Genomic DNA, 18,790 nt, shown 5'->3' on the forward strand with positions numbered 1-18,790 from the left:
AAGAACAAAGGAGTCGGGATGAGTTCTCAATCCCAGGCCAAATCACCGGAAGCCTTACGAGCAATGGTTGCCGGGACGCTGGCCAATTTTCAGCATCCAACCCTGAAGCACAATCTCACCACGCTGAAAGCGCTGCATCATGTCGCCTGGCTGGATGACACGCTGCACGTCGAATTGCAGATGCCGTTCGTCTGGGCCAGCGCCTTCGAAACCCTGAAAGAGCAGTGCAGCTCTGACCTGCTGCGCATCACCGGGGCGAAGGCGATTGACTGGAAGCTGACGCACACCATCGCCACGCTCAAGCGCGTGAAGAATCAGCCGGGCGTGAACGGCGTGAAGAACATTATCGCCATCAGCTCCGGCAAGGGCGGGGTGGGGAAATCCTCCACCGCCGTGAACCTGGCGCTGGCGCTGGCCGCCGAAGGGGCCAAAGTGGGTATTCTCGATGCGGATATTTACGGCCCGTCGATCCCGAACATGCTGGGTGCAGAAAATCAGCGTCCAACTTCGCCGGACGGTACCCACATGGCGCCGATCATGGCTTACGGCCTGGCGACCAACTCGATTGGTTATCTGGTGACAGACGATAACGCCATGGTCTGGCGCGGCCCGATGGCCAGCAAGGCGCTGCTGCAGATGCTGCAGGAGACCATGTGGCCGGATCTCGATTATCTGGTTCTGGATATGCCGCCGGGCACCGGTGATATTCAGCTGACGCTGGCGCAAAACATTCCGGTGACGGGCGCGGTTGTGGTCACGACGCCGCAGGATATCGCGCTGATCGACGCCAAAAAAGGCATCGTGATGTTCGAGAAGGTGGAAGTGCCGGTACTCGGCGTGGTCGAGAACATGAGCGTGCATATTTGCAGCAACTGCGGGCACCACGAGCCGATCTTTGGCACCGGTGGCGCAGAGAGGCTGGCGGCGCAGTATCACACCCAGCTGCTGGGGCAGATGCCGCTGCACATTACGCTGCGTGAAGATCTCGACAGCGGTAAGCCGACCGTGGTGCGCAGTCCGGAGAGTGAGTTTGCCGGGATGTACCGTCAGCTCGCCGGACGCGTGGCCGCGCAGCTGTACTGGCAGGGTGAAGTGATCCCGAGCGAGATCGCGTTTCGAGCGGTGTGATTTGTAGCCTTGTTGTGCCGGGTGGCGGCTTCGCCTTACCCGGCCTACAAAACCCGTAGCCTCGCAACCCAGTAGGCCCGTGCAAGCGAAGCGCCGCCGGGCACCAGACCGCACAACCCCCGCAATTACCGTAACCGGTAATGCATCAGGTAATACTCTCCCTCCGGAGAATCCCCCGTCGCCTCGATATGCCAGCCGTGCTGCTGATAAAACCCTACCGCACGCTCATTTCTCACCAGACACTTAAGCGAACCTGTACTGCTGAACTGCTGTTGTACATGTTCCAGCAGCAGGCTGCCTGCGCCCACGCCCTGATACTGCGGATCTACAAACAGGTTGTGCAGAAAATTATCGTTGCTCCAGACCGACGCAAACCCGACGCGATGGCCGTTTTGCACCGCTACCCAGATCTGCTCGTCAAGGGTGGCCGCGTCGAAATCCTCAAGCTGCCAGTCGGTGTCATCCAGCCACGGCCACGCCTCGCGACGGGCCTGTAAAAAGAGGGTGCGCAGGAAAGGGCGATCGCTTTCCTGCCAGGGTCTGACGATGAGGGGATCAGCGGTGATAGAAGATATCCCCGTTGTAGGCTTTAAGGATTTTACCGTCGGCGTCATTAATCAGAACGTAGTTCTCACCCATGTAAGTCCAGTGCGTACCCGCATCTGGTGCCGGGAGGTTACGCAGCTGAAACTGCTTAATGGTGTACTCAGGCGTTTGATAGAGCGCCGGGGCGGTGTCGCCAATTTTGAATTTTGTGAAATCGGCGATGAACTCTTGTTCTTCATAAGCCTGGATCCCGGAAGGTGCAGTCACGGCTTGCGGAGCGGCATAAACAGCACCCGCCAGTGACATCAACACACCCAGAAGCAGCAATTTACTCTTAGCCATTTTATCTCCAGTTAAACCTTTTGCTGAACCTTCAGCCCGCTGTGACGGCACAGCGCGGCAAGCAGCCCATTTTAAGTATCACGGTCGCGCTTGTTGGAAAAAAAATGTAACAAATCTGAACAGCTTTGCCCATGACTTAATCATTCATCTCGCAAATGGATAATCGAGAAACACGCTGCCAGTTTTATTATTCAGCCTCAGGGTGAGTGAAAATAGAAGGTGCAAAATTGGACTGAACGGTGAATGCAATTTAAACACATACCTTTTACTATTAAATTCGATATGAATAGCTTTGGTGGTATTTCCCGCGATGAATATTTGCCACCGCCGGGAAACAAATGAAGAGTATTTATTCGAAATGATTAAATTGACGGCTCATGGATGGAGTGCTAATTCAAACTGTTGATTTTGCTATTTTTTAACTCGGCTGGTCATGGGTGTCAACGTACTCGCCAATTATTCCTGATAAAACAAAGATTTTATCCATTCCAATGAAAAATAAAATATCTCTTTCGGTGTTAGCATTAATAATAAGTCAATTGACAGGCTGTGCGTTTGTACCTGGCCAGCAGCTGAGTGTTTCGGATAAAAATGTCATTGCTGCATCAGATGCTAATTATCAGCTTGATAAACGCGTCGATGTTTACCCGATCACGCCGTCGTTGATTGAGACGCTTCGCCCAACGACACTCAAATCTCAGGCGAATCCTAATCTCGATGCGCAGCTCAAAAGCTGGGAATACCACATCGACGTAGGCGATATTCTGACCATCACCGTCTGGGATCACCCGGAGCTCACTACCCCTGCCGGGCAGTACCGCAGCGCGAGCGACACGGGCAACTGGGTGGCCGCCGACGGGACGATTTTTTATCCCTACATCGGCAAGCTCAACGTCGCCGGGAAAACCGTCTCCGAGGTTCGCGAGGAGATCGCCTCCCGGCTCGACAAAGTGATCGAAAGCCCGCAGGTGGACGTGAGCGTGGCGGCCTTCCGCTCGCAAAAAGCCTACATCACCGGCGAGGTGGTCAAATCCGGGCAGCAGGCGATCACTAACATTCCTCTCACGGTTATGGATGCGGTGAATGCGGCGGGCGGTCTCTCCGCCGAGGCCGACTGGCGCGACGTGGTGCTGTCCCATAATGGCAAAGACACCCATCTCTCTCTGTATGCCCTGATGCAGCACGGCGATCTGACGCAGAACAAACTGCTGTGGCCAGGGGATATTCTCTTCGTGCCGCGCAACGACGGGCTGAAAGTCTTCGTGATGGGCGAAGTCGCTAAACAAAGCACCCTCAAAATGGATCGCAGCGGGATGACCCTGGCGGAAGCGCTCGGCAATGCCGGGGGAATCAACCAGGACCTGGCGGACGCGACGGGGATCTTCGTCATTCGTTCGGCGCCGAAAACCGACAAACAGGGCAAAATCGCCAGCGTCTACCAGCTCGACGCCAAAGATGCCTCGGCGATGGTGCTCGGCACCGAATTTCAGCTCCAGCCCTACGACATTGTCTATGTGACAACCGCGCCGATTTCGCGCTGGAATCGCGTGATCTCTCAGCTCGTGCCAACCATCAGCGGCGTTCATGACCTGACGGAAACGGCGCGCTATATCCGCACGTGGCCGCAGTAATGGTGAATTCAATCCTCGTGGTCTGCACCGGAAATATCTGCCGCTCGCCCATCGGTGAACGCCTGTTGCGCCAGCAGATGCCCGGTTTCACCGTGGCCTCCGCCGGAGTCAGCGGCCTGGTCGGGCACGCGGCCGATGCGCGGGCGCAGGAAGTGGCGGCGTTGCACGGCGTCTCCCTCGAAGGGCATGTGGCGCAGAAACTGACCCCGCAGCTGATGCGCGAATACGATTTGATTCTGGCGATGGAGCCGGAACACCTGAACCATATTTCGGCGATGGCCCCTGAAATCCGGGGCCGGTCGCTGCTGTTTGGGCAGTGGTTGCAAACGCGCGCAATCCCCGACCCGTATCGTAAGAGTCACGAAGCGTATGAATACGTGTTCGATCTGCTGGGCAGGGCGAGTCAGGAATGGGCTCAACGACTGAGTCATTAAAGGAATAAAGTTTCAATGTCTTCATATACTTCAGACATCTACGCGGCTGCGAATGAAAATCACGAGCTGGATCTGGCGCGCCTGCTGGGCGAGATGATCGACCATCGCCTGCTTATTTTATGCATCACTTTTCTGTTTACCGCCTGCGCGGCCCTCTACGCCTTCACGGCGACGCCGGTTTTCCGGGCCGATGCGATGGTGCAGATCGAAAGTAAACAGGACAACAGCCTGCTTAAAAATCTGAGCCAGCTCAGCCCGGAGCTCTCCCCGGATACCATGCCGGAAATTCAGCTGTTGAAATCGCGGATGATCCTCGGCCAGACGGTGGATGGCCTGCGTCTTAACGAAGAGGTTAAACAGCGCTACTTCCCGCTGGTAGGGCGCGCGCTTGCCAGGCTGTTCGGCCAAAAACCGGCGACGCTGGACCTGCTCATGATGCATATTCCCTCAACAGACGGCACGCCGCGCACGCTGACCCTGACGGTGCTGGACCCAACGCATTTTCGCGTGACGGGGGATGATTTCGAGGGCGAAGGCGTCGCGGGAATGCCGTTTGAAAAAGAGGGCGTCTCCCTGTGGGTGAAAACGATGACGGCGCAGCCGGGCGCGCGGTTCGCCCTGACGGAGCGGACAAAACTCGATACCATCAACGCGCTGAATCAGCAGTTCGCCGTGGCCGAAGCGGGTAAACAGAGCGGCGTGCTGAACCTCTCCCTGACCGGTACGGACCCGGACCTGATTGCGAAAGTGCTCAACAGCATTGCCGAAAACTATTTGCGTCAGAACATCGACAGACAGGCCGCGCAGGATGCCAAAAGCCTGGCCTTTTTGCAGCGCCAGCTGCCGCAGATCCGAGGCGATCTGGATGTCGCCGAAGAGCGGCTCAACGTCTATCGTAAGCAGCGCGATTCGGTGGATCTGACGTTAGAGGCCAAATCGGTGCTGGAGCAGATCGTCAACGCCGATAACCAGCTCAACGAACTGACCTTCCGCGAGGCGGAGATCTCGCAGCTGTTCAAAAAAGATCACCCGACATATCGCGCGCTGATGGAAAAACGTCAGACGCTGGAGAGCGAAAAAGCGCGCCTGAATCAGCGCGTCTCCGCCATGCCTTCCACGCAGCAGGAAATTCTTCGTTTGAGCCGGGATGTGGATTCCGGGCGCGAGATCTACCAGCAGTTGCTGACCCGCCAGCAGGAGCTGAGTATCTCCCGCTCGAGCGCTATCGGTAACGTGCGCATTATTGATCCTGCCGTAACGCAACCTGAGTCGATCAAACCCACGAAACCGCTGGTTATCGTGATGGGCTTTATGCTGGGGTTGATCATTTCAGCGGCTCTGGTCCTGGGGCGCGCGGCGCTTAAACGCGGTATCGAAAGCCCGGATCAGCTCGAAAACCAGGGGATTACGGTGCTCGCCACGCTGCCGCGCTCTGTCTGGCTGTGGAAAAAGACCCGCCTGCGCGGCAAGTATTTCTTCGGCGATCGCTGGACCCACAGGACCCGAAATATCCCGTTCTTGCCCGTCGACAGGCCGGTGGATCTTTTTGTGGAAGCCATTCGTGGCCTGCGCACCAGCCTTCATTTCACCATGCTGGAGACGACCAACCGCGTGGTGATGTTTACCGGCCCGACGCAGAATTGCGGCAAGACCCTCGTCAGCACCTCGCTGGCCGCTATCGTCGCGCAGACCGGGCAGAAGGTGTTGTTTATCGATGCCGATATGCGCAAAGGGTACGTCCATCAGATCTTTGGCCTGACAAACCGCACCGGTCTTTCTGACGTGCTTTCCGGCAAAATCGATTATCAGTCTGCCATTCAGCGCTATCTGCCCGGAGAGGTGGACGTGATGACCTGCGGCCAGACGCCGGGTAACCCTTCGGAACTGCTGATCGGCGAACCATTCCAGCAGCTGCTGAAATGGGCGAACGAGCACTACACGATGGTGATCGTTGATACACCGCCGATTCTGGCGGTGACGGATGCATCACTGGTAGGAAGAAAAGCGGGAACCACGCTGCTGGTGGCCCGATTTGGCATGACCAGCGTGAAAGAGGTTCAGGCCTGTTCGAAACGGCTGCAGCTGGCCGGTGTCGCCGTTGACGGCGCGATTCTTAATGACGTTATTAAATCCGCAGCGCTGTATTACGCCGAGGGGTATGCCCCTTTCGAGTACAGTTATAGCGCTGAGAAAGAGAAAAACGTGGGATAAAAAGAGGCCCCGCACCAGGCGGTGCGGGTCTTTATAAGCCCAGATTATTACCTCATCGTCTTATTTCCCTCCATGAATCTGAGAAAACAATATTCTCCGCCAGCGAATGCTAGCTGGTTATTTAATGCACTCTCTCTCTCGTGATTTATTTGTTGTTGACTTTGTATTTGTTGGTTAATGACTGATGAATACAGACTTATTTTTGAAGTTATTGCATTTATTTCAGTTGGTTATGCATTAATTGTATTTTTTAATATAATTATTTAACTGAAATTTTTTTTTAGTCGTGGTGTTGGTTTATTTTAAAGTGTAACCTCCTGGCTTTGAAAGAAAACAACCATTCAATCATTCAAGTGAAAAATAAAATATACCTTTCTGCATTGATATTAATAATATATCAATTAACGGGCTGTACCTTCATTCCTGGCCAGACGCTCAACGTATCAAATAAAAATAAGATAGCTGCGACAAATGAACATGATGATCTGGATAACAAAGTGGACGTCTATCGGATCACCTCTTCTTTGATTGAGACGCTGCGCCCAACGACGCTTAAATCTCAGGCGAATCCTGCTCTCGACGTGCAGCTCAAAAGCTGGGAATACCACATCGACGTGGGCGACATCCTGACCATCACCGTCTGGGATCACCCGGAGCTCACCACGCCTGCCGGCCAGTATCGCAGCGCGAGCGACACGGGCAACTGGGTGGCCGCAGACGGGACGATTTTTTATCCCTACATCGGCAAGCTTAAGGTGGCCGGCAAAACCGTCTCCGAAGTCCGCGAAGAGATAACCTCCCGGCTGGATAAAGTGATCGAAAGCCCGCAGGTAGACGTCAGCGTCGCCGCTTTCCGTTCGCAAAAAGCCTACATCACGGGAGAAGTCGTCAAATCCGGGCAGCAGGCGATCACCAATATCCCGCTGACCGTCATGGATGCGGTAAATGCCGCGGGGGGATTATCTGCCGATGCCGACTGGCGCGACGTGGTGCTGACTCACAACGGAAAAGACACGCATCTCTCCCTGTATGCCCTGATGCAGCACGGCGATTTGACGCAGAACAAGCTGCTGTGGCCGGGCGATATTCTCTTCGTGCCGCGCAACGACGGCCTGAAAGTCTTCGTGATGGGCGAAGTCGCTAAACAAAGCACTCTCAAAATGGACCGCAGCGGGATGACCCTGGCGGAAGCCCTCGGCAATGCCGGGGGACTGAATCAGGACCTGGCGGACGCGACGGGGATCTTCGTGATTCGTTCGGCACCGAAAGCTGATAAACAGAGCAAAATCGCCAGCGTCTACCAGCTCGATGCCAAAGATGCGTCGTCGATGGTCCTCGGCACCGAATTTCAACTTCAGCCCTACGACATTGTCTATGTCACAACCGCGCCGGTTTCGCGCTGGAATCGCGTCATCTCTCAGCTGGTGCCCACCATCACCGGCGTTCATGACCTGACCGAAGCGGTACGCTACATCCGAACGTGGCCGCAATAATGGTGAAATCCATCCTTGTCGTCTGTACCGGAAATATCTGTCGCTCTCCCATCGGTGAACGCCTGCTGCGCCAGCACTTGCCCGCCTTTATGGTGGCGTCAGCAGGGGTCTGCGGACTGATGGGGTACGCGGCAGATACGCGCGCTCAGGAAGTGGCGGCGCTGCACGGTGTATCGCTGGAAGGGCACGTCGCGCAGAAACTGACCCCGCAGCTGATGCGCGAATACGATCTGATCCTGGCGATGGAGCCGCAACACCTGAACCATATTTCAGCGATCGCCCCTGAAATCCGCGGGCGTTCGCTGCTGTTTGGCCAGTGGCTGCACACGCGGGTCATCCCCGATCCCTACCGTAAAAGCCACGAAGCGTATGAATACGTTTTTGACCTGCTCGGCAGAGCAAGCCGGGAATGGGCTCAACGATTGAGTCACTAAAGGAATAGAGTTGTATGTCTTCACACATTTCAGAACACAATGCCGCAGCGATTGGGCATCAGGAACTGGATCTGGCGCGCCTGCTGGGCGAGTTGATCGACCATCGCGTACTTATTGTTTGCATGACCCTCCTGTTTACCCTCTGCGCTGGCCTGTACGCGTTCACCGCGACCCCGGTGTACAGAGCCGATGCGATGGTGCAGATCGAGAGTAAACAGGACAACAGCCTGCTCAAAAATCTGAGCCAGCTCGGTCCGGAGCTCTCCCCGGACACACTCCCGGAAATCCAGCTGCTTAAATCGCGGATGATCCTCGGCCAGACGGTGGAGGCGCTGCACCTGAATGAAGAGGTGAAGCAGCGCTATTTTCCCCTTATCGGGCGCGCAATAGTGCGTCTTTTGGGTCAGCGACCGGCGACCCTGGAGCTGGCCAGACTGCACATTCCCGCCACGGTGAACGCGACTCATACCCTGACGCTCAGAGCGCAGGAGCAGGGGCGTTACCAGCTTGAGGGGGAGGATTTCCAGGGGGAAGGCGTGGTGGGAAAGCGGTTCGAAAAGGACGGCGTAGTCCTTCTGGTCAAATCCATGGAAGCTCAACCCGGCACGCGTTTCACCCTCTGTGAGCGGACAACCCTGGAGGCGATTAACGCCCTGAATCAGCAGTTCACCGTTGCCGAAGCGGGAAAACAGAGCGGTATTCTGAATCTGTCCCTGACCGGCACCGACCCGGATCGGATTGCCGAGGAGCTCAATAGCATTACTGAAAACTATTTGCGTCAGAACATCGACCGGCAGGCCGAGCAGGATGCTAAAAGTCTCGCCTTTTTGCAGCGCCAGCTGCCGCAGATCCGAGGCGATCTGGATATCGCCGAAGAGCGGCTCAACCTCTATCGCAAACAGCGCGATTCGGTGGATCTGACGCTGGAGGCCAAATCGGTGCTGGAGCAGATCGTCAACGCCGATAACCAGCTTAACGAACTGACCTTCCGCGAAGCGGAGATCTCCCAGCTGTTCAAAAAGGATCACCCGACTTACCGCGCCCTGATGGAAAAACGCCAGACCCTGGAGAGCGAAAAAGCGCACCTGAATCAGCGCGTCTCCGCCATGCCTTCCACTCAGCAGGAAATCTTGCGACTCAGCCGGGATGTGGATTCCGGGCGTGAGATCTACCAGCAGCTGCTGACCCGCCAGCAGGAGCTGAGTATCTCTCGCTCCAGCGCTATCGGAAACGTGCGCATTATTGATCCTGCCGTGACGCAACCTGAACCGATAAAACCTACCCGACCGCTGGTGATCGTCATGGGCTTTCTGATCGGGCTCATCCTTTCCACGGGAATCATTCTGGGGCGAGCCGCGCTCAGACGAGGCCTTGAAAGCCCTGAACAGCTTGAGGCGCTGGGGATGACCGTACTGGCGACGCTGCCGCGTTCTGTCTGGCTGTGGAAGAAGACCCGTTTGCGCAGAACGCTCAGCTTTGGCGAGAGCTGGAACCACAGGACCCATAATATTCCGTTTCTGCCTGTCGACAGGCCGCTCGACCTGCTAGTGGAGGCGATACGCGGTCTGCGGACCAGTCTTCATTTCACCATGATGGAGGCCAGCAATCGCGTGGTGATGTTTGTCGGGCCGACACAAAACTGCGGTAAGACGCTGATCAGCACGTCGCTGGCGACTATCCTGGTGCAGGCCGGGCAGAAGGTGCTGCTGATCGATGCCGATATGCGTAAAGGTTATGTGCACCAAATCTTCGGTCTTACCAATAATCGTGGCCTCGCGGAGGTGCTGACGGGAGACGCCGCCCATGAAGAGGTCATTCAGCACTATGAGCCGGGAGGGGTAGACGTGCTGACCTGCGGCCAGACGCCGGATAATCCTTCGGAGCTGCTCATCGGGGAGCGCTTCCAGCAATTGCTGACGTGGGCTGACGCTCATTTCGACATGATTATTGTCGATACGCCGCCGATACTGGCGGTGACGGATGCCTTGCTGGTAGGAAGATACGCGGGAATTACGCTGCTGATTGCACGGTATGGCATGACCAGCGTCAGAGAAGTGCAGTCCTGTGTAAAACGTCTGCATCTGGGCGGAGTGATGATGACGGGGGCCATCTTGAATGACGTGGTGAGAACCGCCGCCCTGTACTACGGTACGGGGTATACCCCTTACGACTACAGCTACACCTCAGAGAAACACGAGCAATAATACAAAAATCCCCGCACCGGGCGGTGCGGGGAACAGGAACTTACTTCGCCAGAATCTCGTGCGCCGTACGTTCAACCAGCGACAGCAGGACTTTCACATCGCCCAGCGTCACCGTTGGGTTCAGCAGCGTCAGCTTCAGGCAGGTCACGCCGTTGTGCTCGGTGACACCGACGTTGGCGCGACCGGAGTCGAGCAGGGCATCACCGATCTTCTGGTTCAGCAGCGCGATGGCCGCGTCGTTCAGCGCAGAGTCTGGACGGAAGCGGAACAGCACGCTTGCCAGCTGAGGCTTCATCACCAGCTCAAGGCTATCCTGAGTTTGCACGTATGCCGCCACGTCCTGTGCCAGGGTGACGCCGTGATCGATGATCGCCGCGTATTGCTCCTGACCCAGCGCTTCCAGGCTCATCCACAGCTTCAGCGCGTCGAAACGGCGCGTGGTCTGCAGTGATTTGGAGACCAGATTCGGCACACCCGCCTCTTCGTCAAACTCGGAGTTCAGGTAGGCCGCCTGGTAACGCATCAGCTCGTAGTGGCGCTCTTCTTTCAGCAGGAACGCGCCGCAGCTGATGGTCTGGAAGAACTGCTTGTGGAAGTCCAGAGTGATGGAATCCACCAGCTCAATGCCGTCCAGGTAGTCGCGATACTTATCGGACATCAGCAGCGCGCCGCCCCAGGCCGCATCTACGTGTACCCAAATCTGCTGCTCAGCCGCCATCTCAGCGATAGCGCGCAGTGGATCGATAGCACCCGCGTCGGTGGTTCCGGCGGTGGCCACGATCGCCAGAATCTGTTCGCCACTGGCATTGCACTGAGCAATTTTTGCCGCCAGATCGTTCAGATCCATGCGCGAGCACTCATCGGTTTTCACCTGAATGACCGACTGGTAGCCCAGACCGAGCAGCGCCATGTTCTTCTGCACCGAGAAGTGCGCATTTTCAGAACAGAGCACGCGAATCTTGCGCAGATCGCCGACCAGACCATCCTGCTGGATAGAGTGGCCCTGACGCGCGAAGAAGGCGTCACGCGCCAGCATCAGCCCCATCAGGTTGCTCTGGGTGCCGCCGCTGGTGAACACGCCCGCATCACCGGCCTGATAACCCACGCGGGTACGCAGCCAGTCGATCAGCTTCATCTCAATGATGGTCGCTGACGGGCTCTGATCCCAGGAGTCCATGCTCTGGTTGGTGGCGTTGATCAGCACTTCCGCGGCCTGGCTGACGACCAGGCTCGGGCAGTGCAGGTGCGCCACGCACTGCGGGTGGTGAACCGACAGGCTGTCTTTCAGGAAGTACTCGACCGCGCGGGCAATCGCCGCTTCGTTGCCGAGGCCTTTCTGACCGAAGTTCAGGGAGATGTTGTCGCGCAGTTCGGCGACGGTTTTCCCCTGATACATCTCAGACTGCTGCAGCCACTGCATCACCGCCTGGGAGCTCTGCTCGATGGCCTGCTGATAGGCCTCGATGCTTTGCGCCGACGACGACAGAATTGGGTTTGACTCAGACATCTTTCTAACTCCGTTAGACCGGGCGAATGCCCGCAGCAAGCAGCGCCTGCTCGAATTTATCCAGGAAGACTTTCAGCTCCTGATCGCTAATCAGCAGGGATGGCAGCAGACGCAGAACGACGCCGTTACGACCACCGCGCTCCAGAATCAGGCCCGCTTCGAAGCATTTCTTCTGGATCAGGGCGGAGAGATCGCCATCGCCCGGGAAGCAGCCCATGTGATCTGGCGCTTCGTTCGGTTTCACGATTTCGATGCCGATCATCAGGCCCAGACCACGCACGTGGCCGATCACCGGATAACGCTGCTGCAACTCAGCCAACTGGCCTTTCAGCCATTCGCCCTGAGCGGCAACTTTGTCGGCGATGTTCTGATCTTTCAGAATTTTCAGCGTGGTCAGGCCGGTCGCCATCGCGAGCTGGTTGCCACGGAAGGTGCCGGTGTGATGACCCGGTGCCCAGGCATCGAACTGCTTTTTGATACCGAGCACGGCCAGCGGCAGACCGCCACCGACAGCTTTGGACATCACGATGATGTCTGGCTCAATACCCGCGTGTTCGAAAGCGAACGTCTTGCCGGTACGGCAGAAGCCCGCCTGAACTTCGTCGAGGATCAGCAGAATGCCGTGTTCCTGAGTCACTTTACGGATGCGCTGCAGCCACTCAGCCGGAGCCGGGTTCACGCCGCCTTCGCCCTGAACCGCTTCCAGAATCACGGCCGCAGGTTTACGCACGCCGCTTTCGACGTCGTTGATCAGGTTGTCGAAGTAGTAGGTCAGCGCTTTCACGCCCGCGTCACCGCCGATACCCAGCGGGCAGCGGTACTGATGCGGGTAAGGCATGAACTGCACTTCTGGCATCATGTTATCGACCGCTTCTTTCGGTGACAGGTTACCTGTCACGGACAGCGCGCCGTGGGTCATCCCGTGATAACCGCCAGAGAAGCTGATGATGCTGCTGCGACCGGTGACCTTTTTCGCCAGCTTCAGCGCGGCTTCCACCGCATCTGCGCCGGACGGGCCGGTGAACTGCAGGCAATATTCTTTGCCCTGGCCTGGCAGCAGGGAGAGCAGGTATTCCGAGAACTCGTCTTTCAACGGAGTCGTCAGATCGAGCGTATGTAACGGCAAGCCGCTGGTAATGACATTTTGGATGCTTTTCAGCACATCAGGATGGTTGTGGCCAAGCGCGAGGGTGCCCGCGCCTGCAAGACAGTCAAGGTATTCTTTATTATCTGCATCGGTAATCCACACGCCGTCTGCTTTAGTGATCGCTAAAGGCAGTTTGCGAGGATAACTCCTGACGTTTGATTCAAACTCGGCCTGACGGGCCAGATAGGTTTCGTTGCTTTTGTGGGCATCTGCGGTGTCAATACGGACTTTATCCGTCATCATATCACTCCTACAACCGGGGCAGTCTTATGCGCCTCGATTGAATAAATAGTTAGTTAAGGATGTAGCGAGTAAAAAACGCGGCCAATATAGAGCCTTTTGGCGCGTGGCTCAATGGTTAATTTGTTTACTGTTTTGTTACAAAAGAGGGGGGGTAAAAAGTGGTCAATAACCCGATGTTTTCGATAGCAAAAATCTGCCGCTTCGCCGTACAAATCCCTCGCCGCGCAGGAGACAAAAAAGGCGGCACGTTAGCCGCCTTAACATTACTTCTGCGTAAACTGCAGTAAACCGTTATCGCGACCGTGGGTTTTATTCCATGACGCGTCGGTGATGCCGTTGTCATCAAGGGTGATGGAGAGAACGTATCCCGCCCCTTTGATTTCATAACTATTCGCATTAAAACGCTTCACCACGGCTTTCTTACCGTTGATTTTCGCGGTGAAAAAGCCGTTGCTGACCGTGGCGTTAATGCCGTTGGCGGTAAATGACGCCTCGCGCAGCGGGTCCTGCACTTTGGCGCTTTGCGCGTGCTGCACGGCGTTAGCGGCATTCTCCAGCGCCTGTTTTTCAGCCACGGCGTTCATCGCCGTGGTGCGATTTTGTTCCGCCAGATAACAGGTATCCCGGCTCACGCCCTGCGCTTCACACTTCGCCATGCGTTCAGCAGGGGAGGAGCAGGCAGAAAGCGCGGAAACCGCCAGGGCAATCATCAGTAACTTCTTCATTTATTAACCTCAATCACAATGGACATAATTTAAAGCCAGGGACAGCTGACGACAGGAGAAATAATCGCTATACAGGGTGCCGAGCCAAAAACCGGTCAGCATCAGTAAAATATAAAGAACAGCTGAGCAAACTATTATTTTTATCATGATGGCTATCATCAAAGGGTACAGGTGAATTATTCAATTACGATGAGCCGGTTTATCAGAAACCAATGCCGATTCCCGCGCCCATTGCAAAATCATTATTTGTGGAGTCACTGACGCCCGCTTTAATAACCGTCGATGCACCTGCATGGAAGGAGGCGCCCACGCTCAGCGCTTGTTCATCTTTAAAGGTTCCCGCGCCTGCGGAGAACATCACCGACTGGCCAGCTTCCACCTGTGGCATCGACGCAATCGCAATGGCAGACGCCGCGCCGCTGCGGGACTCTTTTTTATTATCATCCATTTCGTCTTTCAGACTTTTAAATTGCGCATTGCTGCTGCTCTGCTGCTGGGTTAAGAACTGTTTTGCGTCCTGCAGATCTTTAGCAACGTTCGCAGACTGTTTCGCCGTCTCGGCTATCGCTTCGCTATTGCTTGCGACTTTCGCCTGAGTCGCCGTATCGACTTTAGTGATGGTGGTAGTTGCACCCGCTAAACCGCGATCACCTTTATCCCCTTTATCACCTTTAGCTCCATCTTTAGGTTTAGGCGCATTTTCTAACGCATTAATGCGCGTGGTGTTTCCACTAATCAACGTATCTTGATGAATGTTAACGTCAGTAAGACTGTGGTTTACCGTGTCTTGAGCGGTTTTGTTAGCAGCAATAGAATCTTTGTTAGTCTGGATATCTGAAGCGTTTTGAACAACTTCACTTTGTACAACTACTACGCCGTTCTTAGTGCTGTTAAGATCTTGCTCAACAGCAACAATATGATTCTTGTTAGTTTTGATATCATCAGCGTTAGTTTTTACAGCTTGCTCAGTGTCCCACATGTCACTAGACAAACCATCTACTCGCCCTGATTCGTTATTAAGGTGAGTTTCCAGATCCATACCTGTAGAAAGTTGCACATCAGAAGCAGGAGTCACGGCGTTTGCACAAGTAGAAGCAACCAAAGCACCAAATACAACTACCGCAATTGTAGAATTTCTAAAATTAACTAATTTCATTTTGCTATCACCAAAGATAAAGAAGGGAAAATGTATCAATGCGTAATTTTATACATTGATAATAGCTGTGAAATATCCCGGAATGTGATGGTGAAATTATTGATCTACATCATGCGAATGTTCTTATATGAACCTGTTTAAGGTGATAAAACAGGCGATTCACAGCCGTGTTGTATAATGTTTATCTGGCGACTACATTATAGATACAAATTAATTCCGTTATATCAATGTATACTTACAGATGAAAGTGAGGTGGCGCTTTTTATAATGTTTAATAAGTTTGAGGGGCGGGCGGTAAAGCTCCTTGAATCGTTGCCTATAAGATTAATTATCTCACTTGCCTTTTATAGTCCGTATCCTGGCTTACCAGGTGGCTACTTTTTCGTGTCAAGGTACAGCGTGAAGAAGCGATAAACGGTAGGTGGGCTTACGCCAACAAGCAGCTTCCCCTAAGCTGGAAAAAGTAAGCTGTTTTGTACCAAATGACTCGGGGTGCCCTTCCACGTTAAGGCTGTGAAATACCCGTACCACCTTCTAAGGACGATCCTCTAGCCAGCAATACTGCCACTCGACGCCGTTACGTATCCAAACAAGCAAACAATCTAAGCGATAACAGCTGCAACACACATTTTTTACACCTCCTCATTGAAAAAGAGATTGAAATTGTTAGCCTGTCTAGTAGATGCAGTGACGAAAAGTGTCATGTTGGTCAGAAAGCTATGAGCGGGATGGTTATGGATAACAAACTAAAAGTAATTGAATTAAACAGTCTTGATCTGTTTCGTAATGAATTATTAGCGACTAAAGAACCAGAAAAAGTGGAAGGGCTACTCAGATGGTATCTTCAATCATATGGCGGGATTAATTTTCAGTTTGGTTATGATAGACCAATTTTTAGAGCAAGAAAGTGCTTAAGCGAATATGGATATGATAATGTAAGAGAAATATATCCTCCTCCTCTAGAGAAATGTAAAATAGGTCGGATGAATGAGGATAAGCAAGCTATCTTCTATGGTGCCTATAGCATAGGAACTGCGTTGGCTGAAATTAATGCAAAGGAAGGCGATTATGTACATATAGCTCATTTTAAATTGCCTGAAAACTCGGAACATGGAGTGCGATGTTTTGCCATTGGTGAAGTGTATAATGCCTATCACGGAACTAATACCATTTCAATGGTAGCATTTAATGAGATACGTGATTTTATCCAGCGAATTGGGAAGGATGATATTCGCGCTTTATTATCATATTTGTACATGGATGCTCTTTCTGCTGAATTACTTAATAGCGTCAATGCTCATGAAATAAATTATATTTACTCAAGGGTTTTTTGCCGTCTTCTTCTTGAAAAACATCCGGATGTGGACGGTCTTATTTATCCTAGCGCTAAAATAAAAGGGACGTCAAACATCGTTTTGCGCCCTGAAGTTGTTAAATCAAAAATGCAATTGGTTTCCAATCTTGTGTTTAAAGTAAATAAAATATACCCCTATGGAATAGTTGATTTCAGTATAGTAAAAAATGCTAAAGGTCATACATCAGACGGGCGCATCGTCTGGTAAGTCGTACTGCCTTTAACTAGTTGGGCAACCGATGTATCAGGTAATGAGTGTGCCGCTCCGGGTCATTGCAAAGTATTGATGCTTGCTACCGCCGTATAGATAATTTAGCGTCGATTTTATTGAGCGCGAAAAAATGCAGTTGCTCTAGTTCATATTTCGGCATTAATAAAATAACACCCTAGACACCTATTCATGTACCGGAGCGGCATTTAAACCCCTGCACAGGTTACGCTACTGTATCAAGTATCTCTGATAAGAAATCGGTGAAGTTAGAACAGGAATCAAAGACATTTTCTGTACCTATATTATCTGTAATTTCAAATGGATTTGTTATTGAAGCCCCATGATTTCTTATTTAGCATTCTGACTTTCTGGTGCTGGTTTCATCCATGCGTCATCATATTTGATATTCCCTCTAACATAATTCCATTCAATCCCACGGAATTTAAGCCCTACAACCTCGTGCATGTTAGGGTTAGAGCTACCCGGATAGTACACATGGGTAAAATCTACCGATGAGATAACGACACTTTCAAGCGTGATATTATAGATTTCTACCTCTATCCCTGCTTCTACAATTTCATAATACTTTATCACTGCTTTCTGCAATCGTTTTGATTCACAAACGGCAACAGCAAGGTAAGGACTTACTTTATCAAGTTGCTTATGTAATGTGATAGGGTCATGTATTCTACAGCCTGTCATGCTTCCTGTAACTCTATCTACAGGTTGGCGTACACCATAGCTACTATTCATTATCTCAATAGCACCTTCACGACCTAACGCCATACAATCCCCTGGAATTTGCATCCCATTTTCATCATATAAAAACAAATAAGCTGGTAATGACATATTTTAATTCCCGTCTTTATCAATAAAAAATGAATCTGAATAACTTTTACCATTAAGGCTATATGCAATATTGTACTGATAGCCATTATGTAACTTAACTTTAAAACAGGTGTCAGGGTATGATAAAGAAACTCTATCATCAGCTTTGATAACTGTATATTTCCTGTCAGGCCAATAGTAAACGCTATAACGGTCAAGCACGTCTGTTTTATTTACAGTGAAACAAATCGTATCACCTTCTATAAAAACGCTACGATGTTCAGCAATTGGAACACCTCCACCAGGGCAGCCTGAAAGAAGAAATATCACAGGTAGTATTAGTAATTCTTTCATCCGGGGAAACCCTTTAACACGGCTTTGTATCTTCTTATTAATTCATGAGTAGATAAGCTAGGATTGTAATCTTTGTATTCTGCTAAATAAGATGTATCCCTATTAAAGCCATATGTGACAAGTAGCCAATAATCACTAGCTATTGATGCTTGTTGTTCTAATCCATAATGGAGGAAATCAGCTTTATCTAAGGTATAACTGTAATCAGCGAAGCGAGAAAATAAGCCTCTTGTTCTAACAAACATACCTTTTTGTGCTTGCCATGCGTGAACCATTTCGTGCATGAATCTATGTTTCTTTTGTAGATCTTGCTCTAATGAAAAATCAGGTGAATAGGTTCCTTCTCTAAACCATAGTTCGCCGTTAGGAGTCATAGCAACATCTACAGGTTGCATGTTGAAGGGGAGGTAGCTTTCACGATGTACCCAAATGCGGCTATAAATGAGGCTTCCACCGAAAAGCGTTTTAGCGAGAGCTATCTCACCTAACGTAAGTTGCCTGATTCCTCCAGCTACAATGGGGGTTCCTGATGTGGGTTTTATACTTTCATCAACTGGCATTCAATATCCCTCTGATCCTTGTAGGTATTGATCGTTAATCGTACTACCAAAAGGATCAAGTAAGGAAAAGGTTTTTCCGAGAAGGCTCCTAAAATTAAATGGATTTAAGTGAAATTACATCAAGATTTAGTGTTGCTAAATATCGCCAGCTAAGAAACGGATTCGTCGAAAGCTAGAGGCCACAATAGAGAGAAAAGCATAAGGGAACGATAAAGGAAGAGCATAATAGTTTACTTTTATTATTCCTCTAATGTTGATTTTAGGTGTTTGGTTTTCTTTTAT

The 18,790-nt window shown here is 52.1% G+C and carries 17 protein-coding genes and 1 pseudogene; 8 read left to right on the forward strand and 10 right to left on the reverse strand.

Annotated features, from left to right (window positions below):
* Positions 1 to 18 precede the first annotated feature (18 nt).
* Positions 19 to 1,128, forward strand: a complete 1,110-nt coding sequence (gene apbC, locus AC3WS9_RS07570) for an iron-sulfur cluster carrier protein ApbC (RefSeq protein ID WP_282495063.1) — start codon at positions 19 to 21, stop codon at positions 1,126 to 1,128.
* Positions 1,129 to 1,253: 125 nt separating this feature from the next.
* Here apbC and AC3WS9_RS07575 read toward each other — a convergent pair whose 3' ends face one another.
* Positions 1,254 to 1,742 carry a GNAT family N-acetyltransferase gene (locus tag AC3WS9_RS07575; RefSeq protein ID WP_324722739.1) on the reverse strand — a complete coding sequence of 163 codons (489 nt, stop codon included), beginning with the start codon at positions 1,740 to 1,742 and terminating at the stop codon, positions 1,254 to 1,256.
* Positions 1,684 to 2,016: an RcnB family protein gene (locus tag AC3WS9_RS07580; protein WP_282495061.1), complete on the reverse strand. Its 333-nt coding sequence runs from the start codon at positions 2,014 to 2,016 to the stop codon at positions 1,684 to 1,686. Before AC3WS9_RS07580 ends, AC3WS9_RS07575 begins: the two co-directional genes overlap by 59 nt.
* A 491-nt stretch (positions 2,017 to 2,507) precedes the next feature.
* Here AC3WS9_RS07580 and AC3WS9_RS07585 point away from each other — a divergent pair, with 491 nt between their 5' ends.
* From AC3WS9_RS07585 to AC3WS9_RS07610, 6 genes are all read left to right on the forward strand, one after another.
* Positions 2,508 to 3,647 carry a polysaccharide export protein gene (locus tag AC3WS9_RS07585; protein ID WP_492487581.1) on the forward strand — a complete coding sequence of 380 codons (1,140 nt, stop codon included), beginning with the start codon at positions 2,508 to 2,510 and terminating at the stop codon, positions 3,645 to 3,647.
* Positions 3,647 to 4,081, forward strand: a complete 435-nt coding sequence (locus tag AC3WS9_RS07590; protein WP_282495154.1) for an arsenate reductase/protein-tyrosine-phosphatase family protein — start codon at positions 3,647 to 3,649, stop codon at positions 4,079 to 4,081. The genes AC3WS9_RS07585 and AC3WS9_RS07590 overlap by 1 nt, the downstream gene beginning before the upstream one ends.
* 15 nt (positions 4,082 to 4,096) lie before the next feature.
* On the forward strand, positions 4,097 to 6,292 hold the full coding sequence (locus tag AC3WS9_RS07595) for a polysaccharide biosynthesis tyrosine autokinase (protein ID WP_492487584.1): 2,196 nt from the start codon (positions 4,097 to 4,099) through the stop codon (positions 6,290 to 6,292).
* A 353-nt stretch (positions 6,293 to 6,645) separates the two neighbouring features.
* A complete protein-coding gene (locus tag AC3WS9_RS07600) occupies positions 6,646 to 7,785 on the forward strand; it encodes a polysaccharide export protein (protein WP_492487586.1) in 1,140 nt (379 codons plus the stop codon).
* Positions 7,785 to 8,219 carry an arsenate reductase/protein-tyrosine-phosphatase family protein gene (locus AC3WS9_RS07605; protein WP_492487588.1) on the forward strand — a complete coding sequence of 145 codons (435 nt, stop codon included), beginning with the start codon at positions 7,785 to 7,787 and terminating at the stop codon, positions 8,217 to 8,219. The genes AC3WS9_RS07600 and AC3WS9_RS07605 overlap by 1 nt, the downstream gene beginning before the upstream one ends.
* A 14-nt stretch (positions 8,220 to 8,233) precedes the next feature.
* The gene (locus AC3WS9_RS07610) at positions 8,234 to 10,423 is read left to right on the forward strand and encodes a polysaccharide biosynthesis tyrosine autokinase (RefSeq protein WP_492487590.1); all 2,190 of its coding nucleotides are present in this window, start codon (positions 8,234 to 8,236) and stop codon (positions 10,421 to 10,423) included.
* Between the two features lie 40 nt (positions 10,424 to 10,463).
* Here the strand turns inward: AC3WS9_RS07610 and AC3WS9_RS07615 are convergent, their stop codons facing one another.
* The 4 genes from AC3WS9_RS07615 to AC3WS9_RS07630 form a co-directional block, all read right to left on the reverse strand.
* A complete protein-coding gene (locus AC3WS9_RS07615) occupies positions 10,464 to 11,930 on the reverse strand; it encodes a pyridoxal phosphate-dependent decarboxylase family protein (protein ID WP_285158721.1) in 1,467 nt (488 codons plus the stop codon).
* Between the two features lie 13 nt (positions 11,931 to 11,943).
* Complete coding sequence (locus tag AC3WS9_RS07620; RefSeq protein WP_492487592.1) at positions 11,944 to 13,320, reverse strand: diaminobutyrate--2-oxoglutarate transaminase; 1,377 nt, start codon at positions 13,318 to 13,320, stop codon at positions 11,944 to 11,946.
* Positions 13,321 to 13,583: 263 nt separating this feature from the next.
* Positions 13,584 to 14,045: a hypothetical protein gene (locus tag AC3WS9_RS07625; RefSeq protein ID WP_285144070.1), complete on the reverse strand. Its 462-nt coding sequence runs from the start codon at positions 14,043 to 14,045 to the stop codon at positions 13,584 to 13,586.
* A 202-nt stretch (positions 14,046 to 14,247) separates the two neighbouring features.
* A complete protein-coding gene (locus AC3WS9_RS07630) occupies positions 14,248 to 15,201 on the reverse strand; it encodes a YadA C-terminal domain-containing protein (protein WP_492487594.1) in 954 nt (317 codons plus the stop codon).
* Between the two features lie 734 nt (positions 15,202 to 15,935).
* Here AC3WS9_RS07630 and AC3WS9_RS07635 point away from each other — a divergent pair.
* Entirely contained in the window at positions 15,936 to 16,763 is an 828-nt protein-coding gene (locus tag AC3WS9_RS07635; protein WP_492487596.1) for an RES family NAD+ phosphorylase, read from the forward strand.
* 226 nt (positions 16,764 to 16,989) lie between these two features.
* Here the strand turns inward: AC3WS9_RS07635 and AC3WS9_RS07640 are convergent.
* From AC3WS9_RS07640 to AC3WS9_RS07655, 4 genes and pseudogenes are all read right to left on the reverse strand, one after another.
* A pseudogene (locus AC3WS9_RS07640) lies at positions 16,990 to 17,094 on the reverse strand (YrhA family protein); the annotation flags it as partial.
* A gap of 20 nt (positions 17,095 to 17,114) precedes the next feature.
* Positions 17,115 to 17,615, reverse strand: coding sequence for an Hcp family type VI secretion system effector (locus tag AC3WS9_RS07645; RefSeq protein WP_492487598.1), 501 nt, complete (start codon positions 17,613 to 17,615; stop codon positions 17,115 to 17,117).
* Between the two features lie 3 nt (positions 17,616 to 17,618).
* Positions 17,619 to 17,948: a putative T6SS immunity periplasmic lipoprotein gene (locus AC3WS9_RS07650; RefSeq protein WP_492487600.1), complete on the reverse strand. Its 330-nt coding sequence runs from the start codon at positions 17,946 to 17,948 to the stop codon at positions 17,619 to 17,621.
* Positions 17,945 to 18,508, reverse strand: a complete 564-nt coding sequence (locus tag AC3WS9_RS07655; RefSeq protein ID WP_492487602.1) for a type IV secretion protein Rhs — start codon at positions 18,506 to 18,508, stop codon at positions 17,945 to 17,947. The genes AC3WS9_RS07650 and AC3WS9_RS07655 overlap by 4 nt, the downstream gene beginning before the upstream one ends.
* Positions 18,509 to 18,790 lie beyond the last annotated feature (282 nt).

The organism is Lelliottia sp. EB106-05-01-XG201, from assembly GCF_058791735.1.

Coding starts and splice junctions, on each gene's coding strand:
- AC3WS9_RS07655 (WP_492487602.1), bottom strand. CDS start 18,508: ATGCCAGTTGATGAAAGTATAAAACCCACATCAGGAACCCCCATTGTA.
- AC3WS9_RS07635 (WP_492487596.1), top strand. CDS start 15,936: ATGGATAACAAACTAAAAGTAATTGAATTAAACAGTCTTGATCTGTTT.
- AC3WS9_RS07585 (WP_492487581.1), top strand. CDS start 2,508: ATGAAAAATAAAATATCTCTTTCGGTGTTAGCATTAATAATAAGTCAA.
- AC3WS9_RS07595 (WP_492487584.1), top strand. CDS start 4,097: ATGTCTTCATATACTTCAGACATCTACGCGGCTGCGAATGAAAATCAC.
- apbC (WP_282495063.1), top strand. CDS start 19: ATGAGTTCTCAATCCCAGGCCAAATCACCGGAAGCCTTACGAGCAATG.
- AC3WS9_RS07575 (WP_324722739.1), bottom strand. CDS start 1,742: ATGACGCCGACGGTAAAATCCTTAAAGCCTACAACGGGGATATCTTCT.
- AC3WS9_RS07615 (WP_285158721.1), bottom strand. CDS start 11,930: ATGTCTGAGTCAAACCCAATTCTGTCGTCGTCGGCGCAAAGCATCGAG.
- AC3WS9_RS07625 (WP_285144070.1), bottom strand. CDS start 14,045: ATGAAGAAGTTACTGATGATTGCCCTGGCGGTTTCCGCGCTTTCTGCC.
- AC3WS9_RS07630 (WP_492487594.1), bottom strand. CDS start 15,201: ATGAAATTAGTTAATTTTAGAAATTCTACAATTGCGGTAGTTGTATTT.
- AC3WS9_RS07650 (WP_492487600.1), bottom strand. CDS start 17,948: ATGAAAGAATTACTAATACTACCTGTGATATTTCTTCTTTCAGGCTGC.
- AC3WS9_RS07580 (WP_282495061.1), bottom strand. CDS start 2,016: ATGGCTAAGAGTAAATTGCTGCTTCTGGGTGTGTTGATGTCACTGGCG.
- AC3WS9_RS07645 (WP_492487598.1), bottom strand. CDS start 17,615: ATGTCATTACCAGCTTATTTGTTTTTATATGATGAAAATGGGATGCAA.
- AC3WS9_RS07620 (WP_492487592.1), bottom strand. CDS start 13,320: ATGATGACGGATAAAGTCCGTATTGACACCGCAGATGCCCACAAAAGC.
- AC3WS9_RS07590 (WP_282495154.1), top strand. CDS start 3,647: ATGGTGAATTCAATCCTCGTGGTCTGCACCGGAAATATCTGCCGCTCG.
- AC3WS9_RS07605 (WP_492487588.1), top strand. CDS start 7,785: ATGGTGAAATCCATCCTTGTCGTCTGTACCGGAAATATCTGTCGCTCT.
- AC3WS9_RS07610 (WP_492487590.1), top strand. CDS start 8,234: ATGTCTTCACACATTTCAGAACACAATGCCGCAGCGATTGGGCATCAG.